The organism is Flavobacterium anhuiense (assembly GCF_001705175.1).
Lineage (GTDB): Bacteria > Bacteroidota > Bacteroidia > Flavobacteriales > Flavobacteriaceae > Flavobacterium > Flavobacterium anhuiense.
On record NZ_CP016907.1, the window covers coordinates 3531847 to 3557009 of the forward strand.

The following is a 25163-nucleotide window of genomic DNA, read 5'->3' on the forward strand; positions in this document are numbered from 1 at the left end:
ATAAGCTTATTTCTTTTTATTGAAATTAAAATGTTTCTGTAAGCTAAAAAGGTCAATTTTAGTAAGCAAAAAAACTGCATTCCTTTTTAACAACCGATTGTTATTTTGACTTTTTTCATTTCTTTTTAAATCAATATTGGTATAAGGTTAATTGCAAAACTTGTCTTTTTAACTCTTTTTAGTAAAATTTTACTTATTTTTTAGTACTTTTTGAAAGTTTTATCTTCTTTTTTAAATATTTATATTTTTTGTAGAAAATGAGTCAGTTGGCTACAGATTTATTATTTTTTATTTTAATATTATTTTTAAAATATGTATTTCTTATTTTTTTCGGTTTAAAAATATTTTTAATGTTTTTATTTCTATTATTTTTTGAGTTTTTTTTAAATAAATTACAAAGCAACCGATTGTTTTATGAGTTGTTTTTTTATATTTGTGATGATCTCTTGTTTGTGAAAATGGATTCATTATCGAAATCGTCTTTTGCACAAAAGATTTTAATATAAACTGAATAAACATTATGAACCTTACTAATTAAAAAAACAAAAAACCATTAACTATTTAAACCAAACAAAAACAATTAATATGAAGTTAAAGCTCAAAATTGCACTAATCGGACTGCTGATAGTTGGCAGTCATAGTATAATGGCACAATCAAAGACCATTCATGGCGTGATTACCGACCCTTCGGGATTTCCTTTGCCAGGTGCCAGTGTTAATGTAGAAGGTACGCAGAATAGCGCATCAACAGATTTTGACGGTAAGTACTCTTTAAAAGGAGTTAATCCTACTGATAAAATAACGTATTCTTACGTCGGTTTAGTTTCACAAACGATTACTGTAGGTGAAAGAAGCTCAATCAATGTAACTCTAGTTCAAAACACGCAAAACCTTAATGAAGTTGTAGTGGCCTATGGTACTCAAAAGAGAGCGAAGGTTACAGGAGCGATTTCTACGGTAAGTTCAAAAGATATTGCCGCAGTGCCTATTACCAATGCTGAATCTGCTTTGCAAGGACGTGCAGCAGGGGTTACAGTCGTAAACGGCGCGCCTGGTTCTAATCCTACCGTTAGTATTCGTGGACTGGCAACAATGGGAAACAGTGCCCCTTTGTATGTAATTGATGGAGTTTTAACTGGGAATCTTTCTGGTTTAAGCCCTAATGACATCGAGAGCATTTCTGTTTTGAAAGATGCTTCTACAACAGCTTTATATGGTTCTAAAGCTTTTAACGGGGTTATTATGGTTACTACTAAAAAAGGAAAAAAAGGTCCAGGTCAGTTAAGTTTTAGCACTTATGTGGGAGGACAGGAAGTAACAAAAAGATATAGTGTTTTAAATACACAGCAATACCTTCAATATGCGAAAGATTTAGGAAGCGACTTAACGGCTAGAGCAGCTGAGTTTGGAAACATCAATACCAACTGGCAAGATCAGATTTTTCAAACTGGTGTTATGCAGGATTATAACTTGAGCTTTTCAAATGGAACAGAAACTTCAACAGGACGTTATTCTGCTGAATATATGAAACAGGAAGGAGCTATTATAAATACTGGTTTCGAACGTTATTCTTTCAGAGCCAATAATACACAGGATATTGGTAAACTAAAGATTGGAAGCAACATGGGGGTTTCTTTCAGCACGATTAATCCAGAAAGAAGCTCAGGCGGAAGAACATTATTAGAGCATGCTATTAAAATGGCACCGTATTTTCCGATTTACAATGAAAATAGTTTAGGCGGTTATCAAGGTCCTAGTGCCATTGACGGAAATGATGCTGAAAACCCAGTACGTGTAGCGAATTTGGGGTATCAGAAAATAAATAATCTATCTATTATCGGAAATATTTATGCAGAATTAGAAATTTACAAAGGTTTGAAATTCAGATCGCAAGTTTCTTTAGATTACTACACAAGTAAAGACCATACTTTTATTCCAAGTTTTCAAGATGGTTCTTATCACAAGCAGGCTTTTTCTTCAACCAACGAAACAAATTCTCAAGGACAAACTATCGTTTTTGATAATAGCTTAACGTACAAAACAACGATTGCTCAAAAGCACAACCTTGAAGTGTTGGGAGTTATCACTAAAATTGACGGAAAAGGGCAAAGTTTAGCAGCTGGAAGCCGTTATTATATTTCAAACGAAATTGATCAGTTGAGATATAATGAAGGGAGTTTAGGATCTTCTAATTATGAAGAAAAAAACTTAGGATATATAGCTCGTATCAACTATGACTATGATGGCAAATATCTTTTAGCTGTTTCAGGGCGTAGAGATGCATCTTCTCGTTTTGGGGCAAATAACCGCTGGGGGAATTTCTATTCTGTTGCATTAGGGTGGAATATTGCAAAAGAAAATTTTATGCAAAATTCTGTTTTTAGTACTTTAAAACTTAGAGCTAGTACAGGAACAACAGGAAACGATAGAATAGATAATTACCAATACAGTGCTACTTTATTGGCAAACTACAATTACCCAATTGGAGGCGCAAATGCACCAGGAGTTTCTTTAGGTGTTGCGGCTAATCCAGATTTGAAATGGGAATCAAAATTAGATCGAAATATAGGGGTTGATTTTGGTTTATTTGATGATAAGCTAACCGGTTCATTTGAATATTTTAATAATAAAAGTAGCGACATTCTTTTTGCAGTTCCTCTTGCTGCTTCTGTTGGTTCTGCAGGTGGTGGAACTCAAATTCAAAATATTGCAGACGTAAAAGTAAGCGGTTTTGAAGTTTCTATTGGTTACAATGACAGAAAAGGAGACTTTACATGGTCTGCAGTAGCAAATCTAGGAACAAGTAAAAATGAAGTGGTTGGTTTAGCGCCTGGAGTGACAAGCGTATTAGGAGGTCCTTCTGCAAGAGCAGGTTTAGAAAATTTCTCTAGATTAGAAGTAGGACAGCCATTATTCTATTTTTATGGATATCAGACTAATGGAATTTACCAAAATCAGGCAGAAGTAGATGCTGTTTTTGGACCAGGTCAGACTACTATAAAACCAGGAGATATTAAAATTGTGGATCGTGATGGCAATAAAGTGATCAATTCAGATGATAAAACAAACATTGGAAATCCATATCCTGATTTTACTTACGGTTTAAACCTAAGTGCCGCATATAAAAACTTTGATTTCAATTGCTTTATCACTGGAGTGGCAGGTAACGATATTTATAATGCAAACACTTTTGACTTAAAAGGAATGAACCGTTTATTTAACGCCAGCACAGATGTTTTAGATAGAGCAAATGTTGTAAATGGAGTGGTAACAAACCCTTCAGCTACATTGCCTAGAGCGCAAGGGGCAGACATCAACTGGTCTTCAGCAAATCAACGTTATATTGAAGATGGCTCTTTTACAAGATTAAAAAACATTGCTTTAGGATATACATTGACAGGAGATGCTTTTAAAAGTTATTTCTCAAAAGCGAGGTTCTACATCAGCGGACAGAATCTTATTACAATCACAAATTACTCTGGTTTAGATCCAGAAATTGCAAGAGCAGATGGTAATGCAAATTCAGCAGGTATTGATTTAGGAAGATATCCACAGCCAAAATCGGTAATTTTTGGAATTGATGTTACATTTTAATACTTAAAGACGATGAAAAAAATTAAATATATACTTATAGTACTGTCTGGAGCTTTAACTCTAACTTCATGTGACAGTAGCGAATTAGAATTGACTAATCCCAATACTTTATCGCCTGAAACTTTCTTTAAAACCGAAACGCAGGTACAGTCTGCTGTAAACGCTTCCTATGCCAACCTTCAGACAAGAGGACTTTATGGAAGAAATCTTTTCTTTGCCATGGACCTTATGGGACATGATGCTTTAGGAAATCCACAGTTAGAAGGTAACAAAAAGCCATTTCAGGATTTTTCTTTTAATGCAGGAAATGATATTATTCAATACTATTGGGAATCTTGTTTTACAGGAATATCCAGAGCCAATTTTGTGTTAGACAACGAACCTAAAATCAATGCTCTTCCAAATTCTGTTTTGTCTCAAGAAAAAAAGAACAAATATTTAGGAGAAGCTCATTTTTTAAGAGCGTACTATTATTTCCTATTAGTAAGACGTTTTGGCGATGTGCCAATTTATAAAACAGGTACTATTGTCGGAAATCCAAGAAGCCCAAAAACAGAGGTTTATGCTTTGATTGAAGAAGATCTTGTATTTGCATCACAAAATCTTTTGCCAAAAGCTTCAGAGGCAGTTGGAAGAGCCAATAAAGAAGCAGCTTATGCGCAATTGGGTAAGGTATTGTTATATCAAAAAAAATATAATGAAGCTTTAGCAGCATTGAATAATGTGACAAGTTATAGCCTTGAAGACAAAGGTAATTTTTACAACAACTTCATGGAAGAGACAGAACACGGTAAAGAATCGATTTTTGAAATTGAGTTTGATGAAAAAAATGGAACTGGTGATCAATGGGGAGCTGTTGGTGATAGCGGCGGAACTGGTTTTGATGAGTCAACTCTTAGAGGTCAGGAATACGGAAATCTTAGCTGGTACAATGTTTACCCATCAGATGAGCTTTTAGATTCGTATGAAGTAGGTGATAATCGCTTTGGAGATACTTTTTATGTTCCTGGTTCATCTTATCTAAAAGGAACCAAAGTTATGGTGGCAAGTAATTTTACTACCTCTGCAGGTATTAGAAGAGCAGGGTGGAAAAAATATCAAAACTATTACAATAGAGAAGACGAAGCGACACGTTCAAGCATTAACTTTAAAGTAATGCGTTATGCAGATGTATTGCTTATGAAAGCAGAATGTGAAAACCAAAGAGATGGCGGTTCTCAGACAGCAGCAATAGCATATATTAAAGAAGTTCGCGACAGAGCAAATCTAACAACTACTATTGCACCAACCAAAGAAGCGGTTTTTGCTGCAATTGTGCACGAACGCCAAGTAGAATTTGCTGGAGAACAATCTCGTTTTGATGATCTTATAAGATGGGGTATGGCAAGTAATGTATTGCAAGGTACAGGTTTTACAGCTGGTAAAAGTGAATTATGGCCAATACCAAATAGAGAAACATCTTCTAATCCTAATATAAAACCAAGCGATAACAATCCTGGTTATTAAGATAATTAAATTTTGGTTAGTTTAAGTTAAATAAGTCAAGTCAAGTTAAGTTAAGTTAAGTTAAGTTAAGTTAAGTTAAGTTAAGTTAGTTTTTTGTAAACAGCGCATTTTACTGCGCTGTTTATTGTTTACAGAAATAAAACTGGAGAAAAATTAAAGGCATTTTCGTAATTATTTCAATTAAATCAAAAAAAATGAAAAATACAGGCAAAATTTTATTTGTGCTCTTCTGTAATGTATTTGCAATACATGCAGAAGCACAAAACCCCATTATCAAAGATATTTTCACTGCAGATCCAGCTCCTCTTGTGCATAAAGGCACTTTGTATTTATACACAGGACATGATGTGGCAACTCAGGAAGATACTAATTATAAAATGGCCGACTGGCACGTTTTTTCTACAACCAATATGAAAGATTGGAAAGATCATGGAGCACCGCTTTCTCCGAGCACATTTTCTTGGGCTACAGGTGATGCCTATGCAGCTCAGTGTATAGAAAGAGATGGAAAATTCTATTGGTTTGTTTCTACATTTCATAAAAAAGACGAAGTAAGCCAAGGAGGTGCTGCAATAGGCGTGGCAGTTTCAGATAGTCCAATAGGTCCTTTTAAAGACGCCATTGGAAAAGCGCTTATTATAAATGAAATGACAACAGATATGAAGTATGGTTGGGATGATATCGACCCAACTGTATTTATAGATGATGATGGACAAGCCTATATGTTTTGGGGAAATGGAAGCTGCAAATGGGTAAAACTTAAGAAAAACATGATAGAGGTGGATGGAGAAATTACCACTTTCAAACCTAAAAATTATATCGAAGGACCGTGGGTGTACAAAAGAAAAGGACTTTATTATTTAGTGTATGCCAGCGCTGGAACAAAACCCGAAATGATAGAATATTGCATTGCAAAAAGCATAACGGGACCATGGAAGTATCAGGGAATTATCCAAGAAAATGTGCAGAATAGTTTTACCACACATCCTGGAATTATTGACTATAAAGGAAAGTCATACTTTTTTTATCACAACGGAAGTTTGCCAACAGGAGGCAGTTACAGACGTTCAATTTGTGTAGACTATATGCATTATAACAAAGACGGAACTATTCAAAAAATTATACAAACCAATGAGGGTGTAGGTTTAGTAAAATAAAATCTCATTTTGTTTCTCTGATGGAGAATTACTATTTAAACAGATAAATATGATAGTATATAAAAACCTGAACATTAAAATTTCGGCGTTTACGTTGTTCATGCTGATAACGCCATTGTGGGTTATAGGACAGCATAAAAAGAAGACCGCTAAGACAGAGTCTGAAAGGCCTCAATATAGAAATCTCTTTAAAGAAGCAGGCTACAGCCAAATTGAAATAGACAAGAAAGTAGCCAAAGCTTACTTTGATATATTCGAAGGTCCAAATAAAGTATATTTTGAAGAAGGAGATTCTTTAGGATATGTTTCTGACGTTAAAAATAAAGATGCCCGTACCGAGGGAATGTCTTATGGTATGATGGTTGCCGTTCAGCTTAACAAGAAAGAAGTTTTTGATCGTCTATGGAGATGGTCTGTAAAATATATGCAGCATCAAGACGGGCCAAGAGAAGGTTATTTTGCTTGGAGCGTGAATCCGCTGACGAAAAAGCAGAATTCTCCAGGTTCGGCTTCAGACGGTGAATTATATTTTGTTACAAGCCTTCTTTTTGCTTCTAACAAATGGGGAAACACTACGGGAATTGACTACTACAAAGAAGCCAGAAAAATACTAGATGCCATGTGGAAAAAAGATGGCACTGGCAATGTACATAACATTATAAACACCGAATACAAACAGATTTCATTTGTGCCCGAAGGAGGTGGCTACAACTGGACAGATCCCTCTTACCATGTTCCAGCATTCTATGAAATATGGGCATTATATGCTAAAGATGGCCATGAACAATTTTATAAAGAATGTGCAGAAGTTTCACGTAATTTTCTACATAATGCATGCCATCCCGTAACAGGTTTAAATTCAGATTATACTGAGTTTAATGGCGAACCGCATCCCACGCCGTGGATGCCTCCGGGATTTCGTTACGATTCTTGGCGCGTTCCGATGAATGTGGCAATGGACTATACTTGGTATGGAAAGGATAAAAAATGGCAGGAAGGATACGCCAAACGTTTTCAAGATTTTCTTAGATCGAAAGGATTAGACAAGTTTGAAGATCAATTTAATTTGGATGGTACAACTCCCGACTTTATCCTTCAAGCTGGCCATGTCAAAAAGCTAAGACATTCTATAGGATTAGTAGCCACTTCAGCAACAGCATCATTAGTCAATCCCGATAAAGAAAGTTTAGATTTTGTTCATGCAGTTTGGAACGCAAAGCTTGAACCTTACGAAGACGGTTACTTTGATCCCTATTATGATGGACTGATGTATCTTTTTAGCCTAATGCATCTTAGCGGAAAATATCAAATTATTGTTCCAGAAGTAAAATAACTTTTAAAGCAAAAAAACATGAAACAGTATAAAATGGTTGTCTTATCGATTTTAGCAGGATTTGTTGGTTTTTCACAAACAAAAACAAATTCAATTATTGAAGATTTTAAGCCTTCAGTGCTAAATCAGCCAGGACAGGAATATCCAAAAGTTAATTCTCAAGGCTATGCACGATTTCAAATTGCAGCGCCCGAAGCAAAATCGGTTGTAGTGAGTCTTGGACTTGGCGGAGCCAAAGGTGGAACTGTCCTTACAAAAGATCAGGACGGTTATTGGAAAGGCACTACAGAGGGAGCAATGGATGAAGGTTTTCATTATTATCATGTAACTATTGATGGAGGTGTATTTAACGATCCAGGTGCGCTTAACTTCTATGGATCTACACGTTGGGAAAGCGGTATCGAAATTCCGGCGCATGATCAGGATTTCTATGCATTAAAAGATGTTCCGCACGGAAATGTGCAACAGGTACTTTTTCCTTCAAAAAGCACTAATACATCTCGCAGGGCTTTTGTTTATACTCCGCCTTCTTATCATAAAGATAAAGACAAAAAATATCCAGTTTTGTATTTACAGCACGGTTGGGGAGAAGATGAAACGGCTTGGAGCAATCAAGGACGCGTAAACTTAATAATGGATAATTTGATTGCAGAAGGTAAAATAAAGCCATTTATCATCGTAATGACTTACGGAATGACAAATGAAATTAAGTATGGAGGTTTGGCAAGTTTTAAAATAGAACCATTTCAAACGGTTCTGGTAGACGAGTTAATTCCGTACATTGATTCAAATTTCCGTACGATTTCGAATCAAGCAAACCGCGCAATGGCTGGCCTGTCAATGGGCGGAATGGAAACGCATTCTATTACGCTCAACAAACCTGATGTTTTTTCTCATTATGCGCTTTTAAGCGGTGGAATTTATAAGCCAGAGGAGATTAAAGATAAGTCAAAACTTAAACTGATTTTTATAAGCTGTGGCAGCCGCGAAAGACCAGAATCAGTGCAGTCTGCAGTAAAAACATTAAAAGATGCAGGATTTAATGCTGTTTCTTACGTCTCTGAAAACACAGCTCACGAATTTTTGACTTGGCGCAGAAGTTTCAAAGAATTAGCTCCGCTTTTGTTTAAATGACACGCATTTTTTTATAAAAAATTAAACTAATAAGTATGAGACTATCTATTAACGCAGTGATTGCAATTTTTAGTTTGTATTTTCAGTCTGTGAACGCTCAATCTGAGCAGATTATAACTGAAGATTTTAAACCTTCAGCAGCGAATCAGCCAGAAAGAATATTTCCTCAGGTTAATTCGCAGCGACGTGTTCGCGCCAGTATTTCGGCACCAAATGCAAGCAAAGTACAGCTGGATATTGGCGGTGTAAAATATGATATGCGAAAAGATGATAAGGGCGTGTGGACAGGAGAGTCAAATCCGCAAGATGAAGGATTTCATTATTATCAGTTAAATATTGATGGAGCTTCGGTTCCTGATCCTGGAAGTTTATATTTTTATGGTGCAGGGAGACTAGGAAGCGGTATAGAAATTCCCTCATCAGATCAGGACTTTTTTGCCTTAAAAAATGTGCCTCACGGCTTGGTAAGTGAAAATATTTATTTCTCTAAACTGACCAATTCATTTAGACGCTGTTTTATTTATACTCCAGAAGGTTATAACGAAAATACAAAAACGCGTTATCCAGTACTTTATCTGCAGCATGGAAGTTTTGAAGATGAAACAGGCTGGTCTGCACAAGGCAAAGCTAACTTAATTTTAGACAATTTAATTGCTTCAAAAAAAGCAGTTCCAATGATAATTGTAATGGATAACGGATATGCTTATAAAGCTCAAGAAAGTAATTCCTCAGATAAAAATCCTAAGGAATCTGTTTTTGAAGACGTGCTTATTACGGAAGTTATCCCTATGATTGATGCTAAATTCCGTACAATTCCAAAACGTGAAAACCGGGCTATTGCAGGGCTTTCAATGGGAGCCAATCAGACCATGAGAATTATGATGAATCATTTGGATACTTTTGCCTATTATGGAGGATTTAGCGGTACGGCAAATTATCCAAGTTCTGATGCCATTGATGCTTCTACGTTTTTAAATGGAAAGTATAAAGACGGAAATGCCTTAAATAAGCAAATTAAACTTTTCTGGCTTGGATTAGGAACAAAAGAACCTGCTCCGTTTCCTAAATCAGTTGGCGCTTTTCGTACCATGTTAGAACAGCAGGGAATTAAATATGATTATTATGAATCACCAGAAACTGCTCACGAATGGCTTACTTGGAGAAGATGCTTACATCAGTTTGCTTCTAAATTATTTAAATAAAACAGTCTAAATATTGTGTTGGGTCTGCTAATCATCATAAAAAAATAATGATTAGCAGACCCAACTCCATTTAGCCATTTGGTGAAATAATTCTTTTTTATCCAATCTCCAGTTATCGATTTCCAATTTAGTGCACAATGTTAATGAGGTAATTTGTACTATATTAACCTTAAATTAGTGTATGTTATCCAATTGCTGATGAAATAGTATTATGGTGAAATAATCTTTTATTTTTAGTGAAATTTCAACAAAATACATGGAGCCAATACAATTTATTTCAGATCATTTCATTGAAGAGAAATGCAATTTTAAAGAACTCATAGAAAGACTTCGGGCAGGATTTTCGACCTCAGATATCAAGGTGCCCATGCGCCATCATCATGATTATTCTAATCCAGAAGAAAGCAAAGATTCAACATTACTGCTGATGCCTGCCTTTCAAGCAGGTAAAGATTTAGGTGTAAAAATAGTTACAGTAAGTCCCAATAATGGAAAATATGATTTGCCTTCAATTCAAGGAACTTATATTTATTTGGATGGGCACAAAGGAAATATAAAGGCAATTCTTGATGCAAAATCACTGACAGGCAAACGTACTGCGGCAACATCTGCGTTAGCAAGCAGTTATCTTTCACGAAAAGATGCTTCTTCTATGCTGATGATTGGCACTGGAGCATTGGCTGTTAATTTAATTCAGGCGCATGCAAGTGTTAGACCAATAAAAGAAGTTTATGTTTGGGGAAGAACGTTCGAAAAAGCACAATTGGTTTGCGATGCACTTAAAAATTCTTCACTTATCTGCAAACCAGTTTCGACCATAGTAGAAGTCATTTCTAAAGTTGATATTATTTCAGCAGCGACTTTATCGCCTGTCCCGCTTGTTTTAGGAAAATGGCTGAGAGCCGGACAGCACGTAGATCTTGTTGGGGCATATAAAAAAGATATGCGAGAAGCAGACGATGAGGCAGTCTTAAAATCAAGCTTATTCCTTGATACTTATCAGGGCGGACTAAAGGAAAGTGGCGACATCTTGATTCCGCTCACAAATGGAATTATCACCAAAGAAAACATAAAAGCAGATTTATTTGAACTGTGCAGCAATGCAAAACAGGGAAGAACATCATATGATGAAATTACCTATTTTAAATCTGTTGGACATGCGTTGGAAGACCTTGTTGCAGCGGGATATTTTTATGAAGAGTATAATTTAAAAACACAACAAAATGCCTAACATCTACCAAAATATTTGTAATAATACAGATTATAAATCCGATCCATCGGTACTACAGATAAAAACCATTGATATGCACACAGGCGGTGAGCCCTTACGTGTAATTGTTTCAGGTTTTCCAGAACTGAAAGGAAATACTGTTTTAGAATACCGAAGAGATATAAAAGAAAATTATGATTATTTAAGAACGGCATTGATGTTTGAACCTCGTGGTCATGCTGATATGTATGGCTGTATCTTGCTTCCGCCAAATGATGAAGACGCTGATTTTGGTATTCTTTTTATGCATAACGAAGGTTATAGCAGTATGTGCGGTCATGCTATTATTGCGATAAGCACGCTGGCTGCAAAAATGAACTGGATCAATGTGAAAGAAGGTGAAAATGAATTGAAGATAGATGCTCCTTGCGGTCGCATTATTTCGTATGCCAATATGGTAAATGGAGAAGTAATAGGAGTGAGGTTTCATTGTGTGCCTAGTTTTGTAGTAAGTTTAGATCGTATTCTAAATGTGCCGGGCATTGGCAATGTAGTGTATGATTTGGCTTATGGCGGTGCTTTTTACGCTTATGTCGATCTGAGAAAAAATACACATTTGAATTTTGGATTAACGGAAGAAAACTACAGAGCGATTATTCAAGCTGGAGTAGATATAAAGCATGCTGTAATGAGTCAAGATAAAGATATTCAGCATCCGTTTGAGGAGGATTTGAGCTTTTTATACGGAACTATTTTTATCGATGAGCCAATGGATATAGATAATCACAGCCGAAATGTTTGTGTTTTTGCCGATGGGGAAGTAGATCGTTCGCCAACAGGTTCGGGTGTTTCTGGAAGAATAGCAATTGAAAAAGCAAGAAATGCAATAGATACGAATCAATTTATCACCATAGAAAGCATAACGGGAAGTACCTTTATCGGATCGCTTGTGAAAGAAGAAAAATTTGGTCCTTTCAAAGCTGTAATTCCGCAAGTTGAAGGAACAGCTTTTGTAACAGGAATAAATACATTTTTAATAGACCCAAAAGATCCGATGAAGAATGGGTTTATACTTAGATGATTAATTTTATGTAAAAAACTGTAGGTCATTAGATTCGCAGTTTTTTTATTTCTATGTTTAGAGCAAAAAAAATCCTAATCAAAGATTAGGATTTTTGTGGGAAGCAGAATTTTAACTTTTAAATTTGAACCCCTTATTTCACTTTTATTTATGTCTTGAATCTTTGCGCATCGATTCTGCTATACTATTGCTAGGCCATTTGTATATTTTGGAAATCTTAGAAGCGATTAGATAGTTTTTGTGTAAAAATAAGTCTTTGAGAACTTGTTACAAGGAGTAGGCCAGCAATGTTTTTCTAGCCCATTTTCCCCAATTTTTTAAAGCTTCCAAAAGTGTTTTGTTTAGTTCTTTATTGTCAGTGGGCTTACCTTTTGTTGGAGGAGCCAAATCTTTCTCGAGCACTGGAATTTCAGTAACTTTTGTGGCAAACCATGTAATATTTTCATGTGGAAGAGCTAGACCTAAAATCGTTCCGGGTAAGCCTGTAAAAGATTCAGGGCCGCCTGAGAATGGAATTTGAATTGTGTAATAGGCAACAACATAGACAGAATCGATAATTATTGCATTTGCTCTGCGGCATTCATAACCCGCAATTTCTCTGGTTTCATCGGTAATTTTCCAGTCAATTTTGCGTAAACTGTCTTTAACTAAATATAAATTATCGTAAACGTTTTTTTGTGTGATACTGGTTTTTGTATCTAGATCTGTGGCTATAACATTTTTTAAATTGGCCATTGCATCGTCAGAAATCCAACTATTGCTTGCTGATTGGTTTGTTTCATCCCATTTGTATAAACTCTTGTTTTTTGAAAAACTGAGAATGCTTTTTGTAGTTTTAAATTGGGGATTGTTTTTTTTATAACTTTCAAAAGCAAGTTGATAATAACTATCAGTTTCTCCTTTTATTTTTTTTGCAATCAAAGCATACATATTCGATTTTTTCTCAAATTCGATTATGCCATTTTGTACAAAGTGGTCGTTTTGTGAAAAAGTATTGCAGCATGTCAATATAATTATTAAACTTAAGATGTGATTTATTATTGTTTTCATGGTTTTAGTTTTGTTTAATTTCTCCTCCGCCCATTTTGCTAAAATCCCAGCTTACGGAGAACATAAAGTATCTTTGGATAGTCGTATAAGTGCTTTGGTTGATATTTCCATTGAATGCAGAACGATTAAATCCTACATTTTGGTTCAAAAGATCTCTTCCCGTTATAGAAACTCTTAAATTATCTGATTTTAAGAATTTTTTGGTGACAGATGCATTCCAAATAAAACGTTCAAAACTTTCCTGAATAACTTGTGTTTTTCCATTATATTGATAATTACCATCTGTACTGATTTCTAGTTTGAAAGGCAACTGTATACTGCCCCAGAAATTTCCATTAACCCCCCAACCATTACTATCACTATTTTCATTTATGCTTGCTTCTGCAACATTGTAAGTAGGTCCGAAGCTAGTATTAAAATTATATTTTTTTTCTTTATACTTTGATAAGTTTAAATTAAAGGAATAAGTCGAATTTTTAGTTTGATTCAGTTTTGTATTGATGTAATTGTAATTTACATTTTTGTTAGCGCTTAAACCAATTCCTGCATTCATGTCTATGGCTTTGATTGTTCTGCCAAAATTACTATTCAAATAATAATTTGTTGTCGCTTTGTTTTTTAGGTTTACAAATTGAGAAATGCTTTGTCCTCTATCATTTGTAACCACATTACTTATTATTGGATTTAGCGTAAAATTATACGATCCATTAACCGAAAAATATTGATTGCTAAGTACTTTATACGAATAATAACTACCTCTAAAACTATTTTTAAAAGAAGGATCTAAATTTGGATTACCCAAAATCGTATTTAATTGGTTTTGATTATTTGGTATCGGTTGTATCTGTTCTAATGTTGGTTGCTCACTGTTTCCGTTATACGACAAACGCAGTGATTCTCTCTGTTTAAAATTATATTGATAGTTTATCTGAGGCATGTAGTTGATAAATTTTCGATTAAAAGAACTATCTCTATAAAAATCATATTGTTTAAAGTTTACACCACTAAATTTAGATCCAAAAGAAAAAATAGTTTTATTTTTTTTGTAATTAAAAATAGCTCCAAGCTGGTTTATCGTTTGGTCTAATTCATAATTATTACTGAAGATGGAATCCAAAACATTATAATCGCCATTTGGAGATTGATTAAAAGATTTGCGATCAGCTTTTCCGTTACTAATGTTGAATCCATAATTAAGAATTACAGTAAAACTCTTGGATAACGGTTCGGTATAGATTAAATTTGATTTAAAAGCTGTATTTCTAATATTATTGACCTTGTTTTGATCGACTACTTTGGTGCTATCTGGACTAATTACGGATGGTGTAAAAAATTCAGCTCTAGAATTTAAATAGCCATCACTTTTGCTATCTGAACTTGATTGGCTTAAATTAAGAGATAAAGTTCGTCCTGTTTTTTTAAGTCTTTTGGTTAACAAAGTATTTATATTAAATATTTTATCATCAACATCGTTTGTAGTTGTCTGTTTCAAATTATTCAATTGGTTACCTTGCTCGTCAGTACCTTTTCGCATTTCTGCTTCACTTGAATTACTGTTTTTAAACAACCCATCTACATTTAATTTTAAAGTTAAAGTTGTATCAATTTTAATTTCATAAGCAAGATCAAGTTTATTTTTAGTCATGTTTTTCTCAAAACTCTTGTCTGAAGTATTATAAATACTGCTAGAACTTAAATTTTGCTGGTTAATATCATTGCGGTTTCCTGAAAGTTTGATATCGCCAATTTTATAATTTACATTGATAGATTCTTTGTCTTTATTCCATTTATTGTCAAAATGTATTCCGCCAGTTTGAGTTACAGGAATTCCTTCACCATTGAATTGTCCATCCCAGCTGTCAAATTCATCATTTCCATTGTTTGAAAAATAAATACCGCCGTCATCAGTTACTTGATAACTGCTTTGTCCATATTTATCTTTATCTCCCCATCCCAGTCCTACTTGTCCTGTGTTGCCTAAAATGCCATAAGCCGCTAATTTTTTCTTATCCCAAAATTTATTGAACATAGCTTGCCCTTTGTAAAAATTGTCGGTTCCTCCTCCGAGTTCTACTTTCCCGAAATGACCATTTTTTTTATCTTCTTTAAGTTTAACATTCAGTGTCTTGGTTTTTTGACCATCATCAATTCCCGTAAAAGCGGCCTGATCACTTTTTTTGTCGTACAACTGTACTTTATCAACCATGTCCGCACGTAGATTTTTTGTAACTAAAGTGGGATCATCACCAAAAAATTCTTCACCATCAACCAAAACTTTGGTTACCGTTTCACCTTGAGCGGTAATTTTTCCATCTTTATCAATTTGTATTCCTGGGAATTGTTTTATCAGATCTTCTACTTTTGCATTAGGTTCTATTTTAAATGCTTTTGGATCAAATTCTAACGTATCTCCTTTGATTTTCATGGCAGCTCTATTGCCTTTTATAATTATCTCGGATAGTAATCTTCCTTTATCAGTCAAATTAATTTTACCGTAATCTTTGATTAGCTTTGTGGAATCAGTAGAAAATTGATCTACAAAATCAGCATATTTGGGATAAGAAACCAACAAAATAAATTTGCCAGTTTTAATATTATTCAACTCAAAATAACCATTTTCTTTAGCTCGGGTAAATTTTATTAAAATGGAATCCTGCGCTCTTAATAAAGAGACTGATGCTTTGGATAAAGGAGAATTATTTATGGTATCTATTGCATATCCTTTAACTGTGCCTGATGTTTGTGCCTGTAAAATATTTGATAAAGAAAGAAAGCAACATAATACTAGAATAGTTTGTCTCATTAATTGGCTGTGGTTTTTTGAAAAATAGGCATGATGGTTCTATTCCATTTTTTCAGAAATAGAAATAAAATGCATTTGTTGTCTGATTTGTTTTTGGGTAAGCAGGATTGCAGATTCTAATGTAGAAATTGAGATCGTGACTTTTGATGCAGGTTTGCTAAAGTGTGGTGATTTGATTTTGTGAAATTCATATTTTTTTGCTAGGTTTTGATTGTTAGTGCTATGGATTTTAACAGTTTTATATTGTTATGGTTGCTATAATAGTTAAATGTGGATATTGTTCAAAAGTATATAAAAATACTACAATATTAAAAAAAGAGTTGCTTTTGTAACAGAAATAAATACACTTTTAGCAGGCCCTAAAAATCTTATGGAGAATGGGGGAGTATTTTGATAATTTAATTCTGTAAAACAAAAAATAACTGAAATTATTTAATAAGATTTACAGTTTCTTTTTATTCTGAAAATAGAGCAAAAAAAATCCTAATCAAGTGTTGTAGTCATACAGATGTTAATTAATGGATTTTATTGTTGAAATGATTGATTCGTCCTATTTTTTACTCATTTCATTAAGATGCGATTTGTTTCTCTTTTATAAGGAAAAATTGTAGTGAAAGACTTGATTTTTGCGATATTGTGGATCCAAAGCGGGACTTGTCTAGTTCAATTATCTTTGCATGTCGATCCTTATAAGTGTTTTCTTTAAAAAAAGAGATTTTTAACGTATTTTTACGGTTTTTATTGTGTTAATTAACAAAAAATTATCATTTAATATTTCCTTTTGCTACTTTTACTGTGAATTTTAACAGAAAAGCAGCGAATTATGATCAATTTAGCACGAAGAAATTTTATTAAAAATGTTGGATTTGTTGGCGCAGCAACTCTTTTTTGTGGCTCTCTGGCAGCTAAAAGCACTTTAGAAAATTTTTCGATTCCGGAAAATGATGAAGAAAATATTCTAGCCGCATTCTCAAAAATAACTTTTTTTGACGCTTTCCTTTTAGATCAATCTCTTGCAGATTGTTATAAAAAATCTGTTTTAAATTGGGAAAAAATAGGATACGCCTCCTCAGGAAATTATTGTTTCAGTTCTTCTGACGGACTTTTAAAAATGTTCCCCATGCATCTGCAAACTGAGGCGACTGGAAAAGTGGATGATGTTTTGCTATGCTTTGGAAAAGATTCAGATGGAAGCTGGAAATCTCTAAGATCTTTATCCGGATTTGATTTGGAGGCTATTACTGTAGCAATGCGTGATTTAGATATATATCGAAATGAGGTTAATTTATCCCATTATTTATTTCCTGCGCCTACGCAAAAATTAAATCCTTATGGATATGATACCAGAAAAGGCAGCATTTCTCTTCATACTAATTTAGCGCAGGAACACACCGTGACAAAAATTATTATAAAAGAAGGCAATTCTATTGTATACCAAAAGAAAATAATTTCAAAGCATAATTTTGCGACCGATTCTTTTGTGGCCTAATATAATTGTTTTGAATAACTTAATAAATAGTCAAAATTATGGCAACACCTTATTTAGGAGAAATACGTATCGTGTCTTTTAACTTTGCTCCGACAGGCTGGACTTTATGTAATGGGCAGTTTTTGCCTATAAACCAAAATCAAGCTTTGTTTTCTCTACTGGGAACAATGTATGGTGGCAATGGACAAACAACATTTGCTTTGCCAAATTTAAGAGGAAGGACTCCCATTCATTTTGGAAATGGGCATACAATAGGAGAAAAAGGCGGAGAAGAAGCTCATACTTTAAGCCTATCAGAGATGCCTGAGCACACCCATGTACTGCAGGCGAAAACAGATGCGGCAAGTACCAATATCCCCAGTTCTTCAAATTTTTTGGCTAATACCGCTCCTAATTTAGTTTATAGCGGCCAGAGCCAAAATTTTACTTCGATGAACTCGGGTTCTCTTACCAGTGTCGGCGGAAACCAGCCCCATTTAAATATGCAGCCATTCCTTACCTTGAATTTTTGCATTGCCTTACAAGGCGATTTTCCTTCTCCAAATTAATATTAACTTTAAAAAGTAAAGATATGGCGCAACCTTACGTTGGGGAAATCAGAATGTTTGGAGGAAACTTTGCTCCTGCAGGATGGATGTTCTGTGAAGGGCAGATTCTTTCCATTTCTGAGAATGAAACATTATTTCAATTGATAGGCACTACTTATGGAGGTGATGGCGAAAGCACTTTTGCTTTACCAGATTTGCGAGGAAGAGTTCCCATCCACTCTGGCACATCTTCTAGCGGCACAACCTATACATTGGCCGAAACAGGTGGGGCAGAAGGCATTACGCTAACCCCCAATCAAATTCCTGCCCACACCCACAGTTTAATGGCAACCGCAGATTTGGCAGATACTGCAAGTCCGTCCAACGCGATATTTAGCACAAATCCCCCGGGAAGCAAAATGTTCTCTAGTGCCGCGCCGACAGCAGCTTTAAATTTGTCATCGATTGGAAGTACCGGGGGTAGCCAGCCCCACACTAATTTTCAGCCTTATCTGTGCGTCAGTTTTATTATTTCATTGTTTGGAGTGTTTCCTTCTCAGCCTTAGAATTTTAAAAATTAGTGATTCTTTTTCTAATAAAAATAAAAACAATATATCTATGGATCAATTTGTTGCCGAGATACGTCTTTTCCCGTTCAATTTTGCACCTGTAGGATGGGCTATGTGCAATGGACAAATATTGCCTATATCTCAAAATACAGCGCTTTTCTCTTTGCTTGGAACCACGTATGGAGGAGATGGGAAAAGCAATTTTGCCCTGCCAGATTTACGGGGCCGTGTTCCTATGCATCCAGGACAAGGACCGGGATTATCTTTACATGATCTGGGAGAAACAAGCGGAAGCGAAAGTGTCAGTCTGCTTGAATCTGAAATTCCATCCCACAGCCATACATTAATGGCTGCGACTTTAAACTCACAATCCACATCTCCAACTAATAATAGTTTAGGCCGCGGAAATCCTATACGAATTTACGGTCAGACAGGAACCAACGCCAATATGAGTTTAAACACCTTATCTATAGCTGGCTCAGGATTGCCGCACAATAATATGATGCCTTATTTGACAATGAATTTTTGTATTGCTCTTCTGGGGATTTATCCATCTAGAAGTTAATTTGAGAGGATTTGAATTTAGAAATAAAAGATATTGGCTTTAGAGATATTCAGGAAAGAGATAAAACTCTTCTCCGTGAAATATATGGCAGTACCCGTCAAGAAGAACTGGATAAGGGGACTAATTGGAATGATGAACAAAAAAGACATTTCATTGACCAGCAATTTTCAGTACAGCATGAATATTATCAAAAGAATTTTTCAGATGCAAAATTTTATATAATTGAAAAAGAGGAAGTTCCGATTGGAAGATTGTATATCGATTTTTCTGAAAATGAGCCTGTCAGAATTATAGATATTACAATATTGCCTGAATGGAGAAACAAAAATATTGGCAGCTCCATTTTAAATGAAATCCTTAAAAAAGCGGGAAGCAATAATTTAAATGTCTCGATACATGTTGAAGCTTTTAACCCTGCAATGAATTTATATAAAAGATTAGGATTTAGAAAAGTAAGCGAAACGAATGGCATTTACCATTTAATGGAATGGAATTACAATACCAATATTAACGATTAACAAAATTATATGGATATATCTTTACTCTCTGCAAATAACTTTAATGCTCTGCTTAACGCAGTATTCACGATCAAATTTTCTGAAGGAATTGAGCATGGCGCCGAGCTGATTTCTGTGACTGAATTTAGTGGTTATTCTCCGTTGCAAAGAACTCCATTTTCTCTTGTTTTTCGTACCCAGCAAAAAAACGAATATTACGAACAGGGCATCTTTACGGTTACACACCCTGAAGAAGGCAATTTAGAATTATTTCTTACACCGCTAGGTTTTGATGAGGTGGGAATGAAATATGAAGCAGTATTTTCTTAATTAGGCTAATTAAAAGCAAAAAAAAATGAAAAATAACAAACTCCTAGCTGTAATAATACTAGTTGGATTTCTAAGTTTTGGAATGAAATACAATGCTATTATTAAGAAAAATTTTGTTGCTCCCATAGTTGAAAGTTTTGCAGAAGCTGAAAAAACTTTCATTGACGGTAAAAAAGAAAATAAAGGCAAAAAGGCTGCAATTGAAAAAGGCGGAGCAAGCACGTCTGTGGCAGCTGCTGCAGTTACCGTAACAAATGCGGTAGCGGTAAATGGAGGCGGAAACGCTCAGCCTGGTTCTCAGCTTGATTTTACTGTAACTATAACAAATACAGGTGCAGATGATGCTTTAGGAGTGAGTTTTCAAGATATTTTAGATTCTAATCTAACATTAGTTCCAAACTCTTTTAAAGCAACGCCAATAGCAAACAATAATTCTTATTCCTGTATTGGAAATGTTGGAATTAATGTAGATGCGGCAGGCGGTGTTTTGGCAAATGACGTCAGCCCCGACGGAACAGCTTTATCAACTTCTTTATTGACAGGAGCTACAAACGGAACTGCAGTTCTGAATGCAGACGGTTCTTTTACTTATAATCCAAATGCGGGATATTCAGGATCTGATAGTTTTACTTATACCCTAACATCTACCAATGGCAAAACCTCAACTGCGACGGTAAATATTACCGTAACAACTCCTATCATTTTTGTTAATGGTATGGCTGCGGCACCAGGAAACGGAACTTTAGCCTCGCCTTACAAAACTTTAAACAGTATTACTGGAAGCGCGGCATACCCAATTTTTATCTACACGGGCACAGTTACCGGACTTTTGACCTTAAATGATAATCAAAAAGTAATTGGACAGGGGGCAACTGCAAGTCTAACTTCGATATTAAGTCTTGCCGTGCCTGCCTATAGTAACGTTTTGCCTTCTACTGGAGGAACAAATCCGACTATTGCCGGTGTCAATTTAAAAGCAAATAACGATATCCAAGCTGTTGCGCTAACAGGCACTTTATCTGGTTCAAATGTTGGGGCTTTAAAAGTAAGGAATGCAACTATTAGCACAACAAATGCACAGGCCGTTAATATTGCCGGAGGAGGCGTGTTAGATTGCATTTTTACTAGCATTTCTGCCAGTGGCGTTTCTAAAGGAATTTCAATAAGCGGCTCACAGGGAAGTTTTCTGGTTACAGGAACAGGATCTGCTGCGGGATCTGGAGGGACAATGCAAAATATATCTTTCAGAGGTGTTGAGTTTATATCTTGCGCCAATGTTACGCTTAAGAACATGAATTTCACTAATGCAAATAATTCTAATACCGTAATTTTTGACGCTGAAGATGACAACACCAATTCTTATGGAGCAATGCATTTTAAATCTATCTCTGGAGGTGTTAATTTAGATAATATTGTGATCACCGGCACTACAAACTCTGTTGGAATAAATTTAAATGATGTGAATAATTTCGTATTGTCCAATAGTACAATTACAGGATGCGGAAGTGCAAATGGAGGAAATGCAAATGTTGGCGGAATATTTGCGTTAAATTTAAAGGGGACAAGCTCAATCACGAACACAAATGTCAATGATTCTTGGGGAAGAGGCTTTTTTGGATTTAACGGCCAACTTTCTCAAAATCCTACGCTTAATTTAACGGTAACCGGCTGTCAATTTAAAAACTCCTTTAATAAATCAAACGGGGACAGCAATTTTATTTTCCAGGCTAAGGGAACCACAAACAACACATTAGTTTTTAAAAAGAATGATTTTTCTAATTCAAAAACTACAGGTTTGGCATTGAATTTTAGCGGATCTTCTGTCAATACAGTTCAAATTGGAGGAAATAATGCATCTACAGATGCTAATATTATAAATGCCGCCGCTGCAAGTCCTGGAAGCAATGGCTTATCTCTGCAAGCATCCGGCAGCGCAACTGTGAACTACAATATTATAAATAACACTTTAAAATCAAGTTATAATGGCCTTTCCGCATGCAGTGTCGGAAATCAAGGTTCGGGAACTGTAAAAGGACGCATAAATAATAATACTATTGATGGAGGAGGTTCAACTTCTTCCAGCAATGGAATCAGTGTTGCTGCTTATGGAAATGCCAAACATATTACTGAGATAGCCAATAATATAATCACTAATGCCGCCAATTATGGCATTTTCTCTCAAGCAAATGATAATGCCGCATTAAGTGCAGGAAGAATTGATGCTTCCATTACCAATAATAATATTAGCGTTGCAAATAATGCCTACACTCACATTGGGGTAGTGGCCTATGCCGATAATGCTTCCAGCACAATGATTAGCGCTGCAAAGGTTACCGGAAATATAGTTAATTCTGCAAGCGGATTAGTGGCAGGAAATTTTGACGTGCTCTCTCAGGGGCCAAATTGTTCGGTAATTTTGCAGGGCAATCCGGCATACGTTTCAGGAAGCGGAAACAGAAGCACTGCATTAACAGCTTTCTGGAATAGCAACAATGCCAATACTCCAACAGGAATAGCACTGGATGAAGGCGGTACTGGAACTATAATTCCAGGAACTGTCACTATTCCTGATAATGGAAGCGCTTCAAAAATGGCTATTCAAAACGAAACAGCACCAGAAGAAATAGCTGCTCCTGTATCAGAATCTTTGAATGGAAATACAGCTAATAATTCAGCATCTGCTAAAACTACAGGGGCAAATGCCGCTAATGGAACGCTTGCTGCCGGACCATTTGCTTTAGCTGCCGGAAAAAGCACAGTCATTACTTTTAGTGCGACAATTAATGCTGCAGGCACTTTACCGCAAAATACTTGCTCAGTTACAAATCAGGCAACCGTCAGCGGTTCTAATTTTACAGCCGTAAATTCTAATATTACAACAACATCCATCAAACCGGAAAGCGCAACAGTTACTCCTGACACGCAAAATATTCCCTGTTTAGGAAGCACGGCCGTTACTTTAAACGCTTCTTGCCCGCTTGGCACAACTGCCACATGGTATAAGACGATGACTGGAGGAACAAGTTTTGCAACCGGAAATTCAGTTTCTGCAACACCTACAGAAAATAATACGACTTATTGCGTTGCCTGTGAAACAGCTTATTGCGCAAGCGACAGAGTTCTGGTAAAAACTGTAACGGGAACTCCTTCAACAGCATCACCGCCAGTAACAGCAAGTGCATGCGATTCTTATACATGGAGTGCAAATGGAACAACCTATACGACTTCCGGGACGTACACAACTACGGTTGGATGTGATGCCAAAACTCTAAATTTAACTATTACTCCATCTACAGTTTCTGCGCCTGAAACAATAGCTGCGTGCGATTCTTACACATGGAGCGCAAATGGAGCAACTTATACAGCGTCTGGGACTTATACTGCAGTTAGCGGATGTGATACTAAAACTCTAAACTTAACAATCACTCCTTCAACTTCATCTCCAGCTGAGACTATTTCTAGATGTGATTCTTACACATGGCCTGCAAATGGTACCACTTATACCGCATCTGGAACTTATACCCATACAATAGGATGCGACACTAAAACTTTAGCATTAACGATAATTAATTCTACAAGTTCAACCCAGACCGAGACCGCCTGCGATAGCTATACATGGCCTGCAAATGGCACCACTTATACCGCATCTGGAACTTATACCCATACAATAGGATGCGACACTAAAACTTTAGCATTAACGATAATTAATTCTACAAGTTCAACCCAGACCGAGACCGCCTGCGATAGCTATACATGGCCTGTGAATGGCACCACTTATACCGCTTCGGGGAATTACACCTATTCTACGGGATGCGACACTAAAACCTTGGCATTGACGATCACCAATTCTACAAGTTCCACGCAGACTGAAATCGCCTGCGATAGCTATACCTGGCCCGTGAATGGGGCCACTTATACCGCTTCGGGGAATTACACCTATTCTTTGGGATGCGACACTAAAACTTTAGCATTAACGATAATTAATTCTACAAGTTCAACCCAGACCGAGACCGCCTGCGATAGCTATACATGGCCTGTGAATGGCACCACTTATACCGCTTCGGGGAATTACAGCTATTCTTCGGGATGCGACACTAAAACTTTAGCATTAACGATCACCAATTCTACAAGTTCTACGCAAACCGAGGCTGCCTGCGATAGCTATACATGGCCGGTGAATGGGGCCACTTATACCGCTTCGGGGAATTACACCTATTCTACGGGATGCGACACTAAAACCTTGGCATTAACGATAATTAATTCTACAAGTTCAACGCAGACAGAGGCCGCCTGCGATAGCTATACATGGCTTGTAAATGGCATTACTTATACGACTTCCGGAAATTATACGTATTCTTTGGGATGCGACACTAAAACCTTGGCATTGACGATCACCAATTCCACAGGTTCCACGCAGACTGAAATCGCTTGTGATAGCTACACGTGGGCTGTAAATGGCATTACTTATACGACTTCCGGAAATTATACATATTCTTTGGGATGCGACACTAAAACTTTAGCATTGACCATTAACAATTCTTCTTCAATTCTGAAAACAGTAGCATTAAATTCTGGAATCTTAACTTCGGACCATTCCGGAGCCATCTACCAGTGGTATAAGTGTCCTAACACGCCGCTGGCAAATGAAACTGGCCAATCGTTTAAACCATCAGCCGTTGGAGATTATAAAGTTGAAATTACTGTTGCAGGATGTACGGCTGTTTCCGATTGCATTACGGTAAGCACTTTGGGGCTAGACGATTTCAAAACAACTGATTTTATAATGTACCCTATTCCAAGCAAGGGAATTTTAAATATCGTCACCAAAAATGATGGAAATTACAGCATAATAGACGGTGCAGGAAAAATTGTGAAATCAGTAAATCTAAATGCAGACATTCTAAATACAATTCACTTGGAAGATCTTGCAGATGGTGTTTTTTTAATTAAAAATACAGACCGCAATTCATTTAAAGCCCAGAAATTTATTTTGAAAAAATAAGGTAATTTGCCAGATGCCCTTCCAGCCAATTGCTCTCTCGTACATTTGCTGAAAATCACTGATTTATAGTAGGGTCGAATAAAATAAAAACAGCCTTCGGGCTGTTTTTTATTT

The 25163-nt window shown here is 35.9% G+C and carries 17 protein-coding genes; 15 read left to right on the forward strand and 2 right to left on the reverse strand.

All coding sequences use genetic code 11. The features are described 5' to 3' along the window. Positions 1-585 precede the first annotated feature (585 nt). The 8 genes from BB050_RS15425 to BB050_RS15460 all read left to right on the forward strand — a co-directional run bounded on the left by BB050_RS15425 (position 586) and on the right by BB050_RS15460 (position 12217). A complete protein-coding gene (locus tag BB050_RS15425; RefSeq protein ID WP_066034164.1) occupies positions 586-3594 on the forward strand; it encodes a SusC/RagA family TonB-linked outer membrane protein in 3009 nt (1002 codons plus the stop codon). 12 nt (positions 3595-3606) lie between these two features. Further along, positions 3607-5100 carry a RagB/SusD family nutrient uptake outer membrane protein gene (locus BB050_RS15430; RefSeq protein WP_066034165.1) on the forward strand — a complete coding sequence of 498 codons (1494 nt, stop codon included), beginning with the start codon at positions 3607-3609 and terminating at the stop codon, positions 5098-5100. 194 nt (positions 5101-5294) lie between these two features. Next, positions 5295-6257: a glycoside hydrolase family 43 protein gene (locus BB050_RS15435; protein WP_066034166.1), complete on the forward strand. Its 963-nt coding sequence runs from the start codon at positions 5295-5297 to the stop codon at positions 6255-6257. A gap of 49 nt (positions 6258-6306) precedes the next feature. Further along, complete coding sequence (locus BB050_RS15440; protein ID WP_066034167.1) at positions 6307-7590, forward strand: family 8 glycosyl hydrolase; 1284 nt, start codon at positions 6307-6309, stop codon at positions 7588-7590. Positions 7591-7608: 18 nt separating this feature from the next. Beyond that, positions 7609-8724: an alpha/beta hydrolase-fold protein gene (locus BB050_RS15445; RefSeq protein WP_066034168.1), complete on the forward strand. Its 1116-nt coding sequence runs from the start codon at positions 7609-7611 to the stop codon at positions 8722-8724. A 35-nt stretch (positions 8725-8759) separates the two neighbouring features. Beyond that, positions 8760-9926, forward strand: coding sequence for an alpha/beta hydrolase-fold protein (locus BB050_RS15450; protein ID WP_066034169.1), 1167 nt, complete (start codon positions 8760-8762; stop codon positions 9924-9926). Between the two features lie 256 nt (positions 9927-10182). After that, entirely contained in the window at positions 10183-11157 is a 975-nt protein-coding gene (lhpI, locus tag BB050_RS15455; protein ID WP_066034170.1) for a bifunctional Delta(1)-pyrroline-2-carboxylate/Delta(1)-piperideine-2-carboxylate reductase, read from the forward strand. After that, the gene (locus BB050_RS15460) at positions 11150-12217 is read left to right on the forward strand and encodes a proline racemase family protein (protein ID WP_066034171.1); all 1068 of its coding nucleotides are present in this window, start codon (positions 11150-11152) and stop codon (positions 12215-12217) included. The genes lhpI and BB050_RS15460 overlap by 8 nt, the downstream gene beginning before the upstream one ends. Positions 12218-12484: 267 nt before the next feature. Here BB050_RS15460 and BB050_RS15465 read toward each other — a convergent pair whose 3' ends face one another. Together BB050_RS15465 and BB050_RS15470 are read right to left on the reverse strand one after the other, a co-directional pair. Then, a complete protein-coding gene (locus BB050_RS15465; protein WP_035691899.1) occupies positions 12485-13267 on the reverse strand; it encodes a GLPGLI family protein in 783 nt (260 codons plus the stop codon). A 4-nt stretch (positions 13268-13271) separates the two neighbouring features. Beyond that, entirely contained in the window at positions 13272-16070 is a 2799-nt protein-coding gene (locus BB050_RS15470) for an outer membrane beta-barrel protein (RefSeq protein ID WP_066034172.1), read from the reverse strand. Positions 16071-16893: 823 nt separating this feature from the next. Here BB050_RS15470 and BB050_RS15475 point away from each other — a divergent pair. From BB050_RS15475 to BB050_RS15505, 7 genes are read left to right on the forward strand one after another with little or no spacing between them, the layout of a single operon-like run. After that, positions 16894-17559 (forward strand): hypothetical protein, encoded by a 666-nt coding sequence (locus BB050_RS15475; protein ID WP_066034173.1) that lies wholly within the window; start codon positions 16894-16896, stop codon positions 17557-17559. A gap of 38 nt (positions 17560-17597) precedes the next feature. Beyond that, positions 17598-18107 (forward strand): phage tail protein, encoded by a 510-nt coding sequence (locus BB050_RS15480; protein WP_066034174.1) that lies wholly within the window; start codon positions 17598-17600, stop codon positions 18105-18107. A 23-nt stretch (positions 18108-18130) separates the two neighbouring features. Continuing rightward, a complete protein-coding gene (locus tag BB050_RS15485) occupies positions 18131-18652 on the forward strand; it encodes a phage tail protein (protein WP_066034175.1) in 522 nt (173 codons plus the stop codon). Next, entirely contained in the window at positions 18627-19220 is a 594-nt protein-coding gene (locus BB050_RS15490) for a phage tail protein (RefSeq protein ID WP_335583301.1), read from the forward strand. The genes BB050_RS15485 and BB050_RS15490 overlap by 26 nt, the downstream gene beginning before the upstream one ends. 11 nt (positions 19221-19231) lie before the next feature. Next, the gene (locus BB050_RS15495) at positions 19232-19738 is read left to right on the forward strand and encodes a GNAT family N-acetyltransferase (RefSeq protein WP_066034177.1); all 507 of its coding nucleotides are present in this window, start codon (positions 19232-19234) and stop codon (positions 19736-19738) included. Positions 19739-19747: 9 nt separating this feature from the next. Continuing rightward, a complete protein-coding gene (locus BB050_RS15500; RefSeq protein WP_066034178.1) occupies positions 19748-20047 on the forward strand; it encodes a DUF6916 family protein in 300 nt (99 codons plus the stop codon). 25 nt (positions 20048-20072) lie between these two features. Continuing rightward, on the forward strand, positions 20073-25049 hold the full coding sequence (locus BB050_RS15505; RefSeq protein ID WP_083219851.1) for a beta strand repeat-containing protein: 4977 nt from the start codon (positions 20073-20075) through the stop codon (positions 25047-25049). Positions 25050-25163 lie beyond the last annotated feature (114 nt).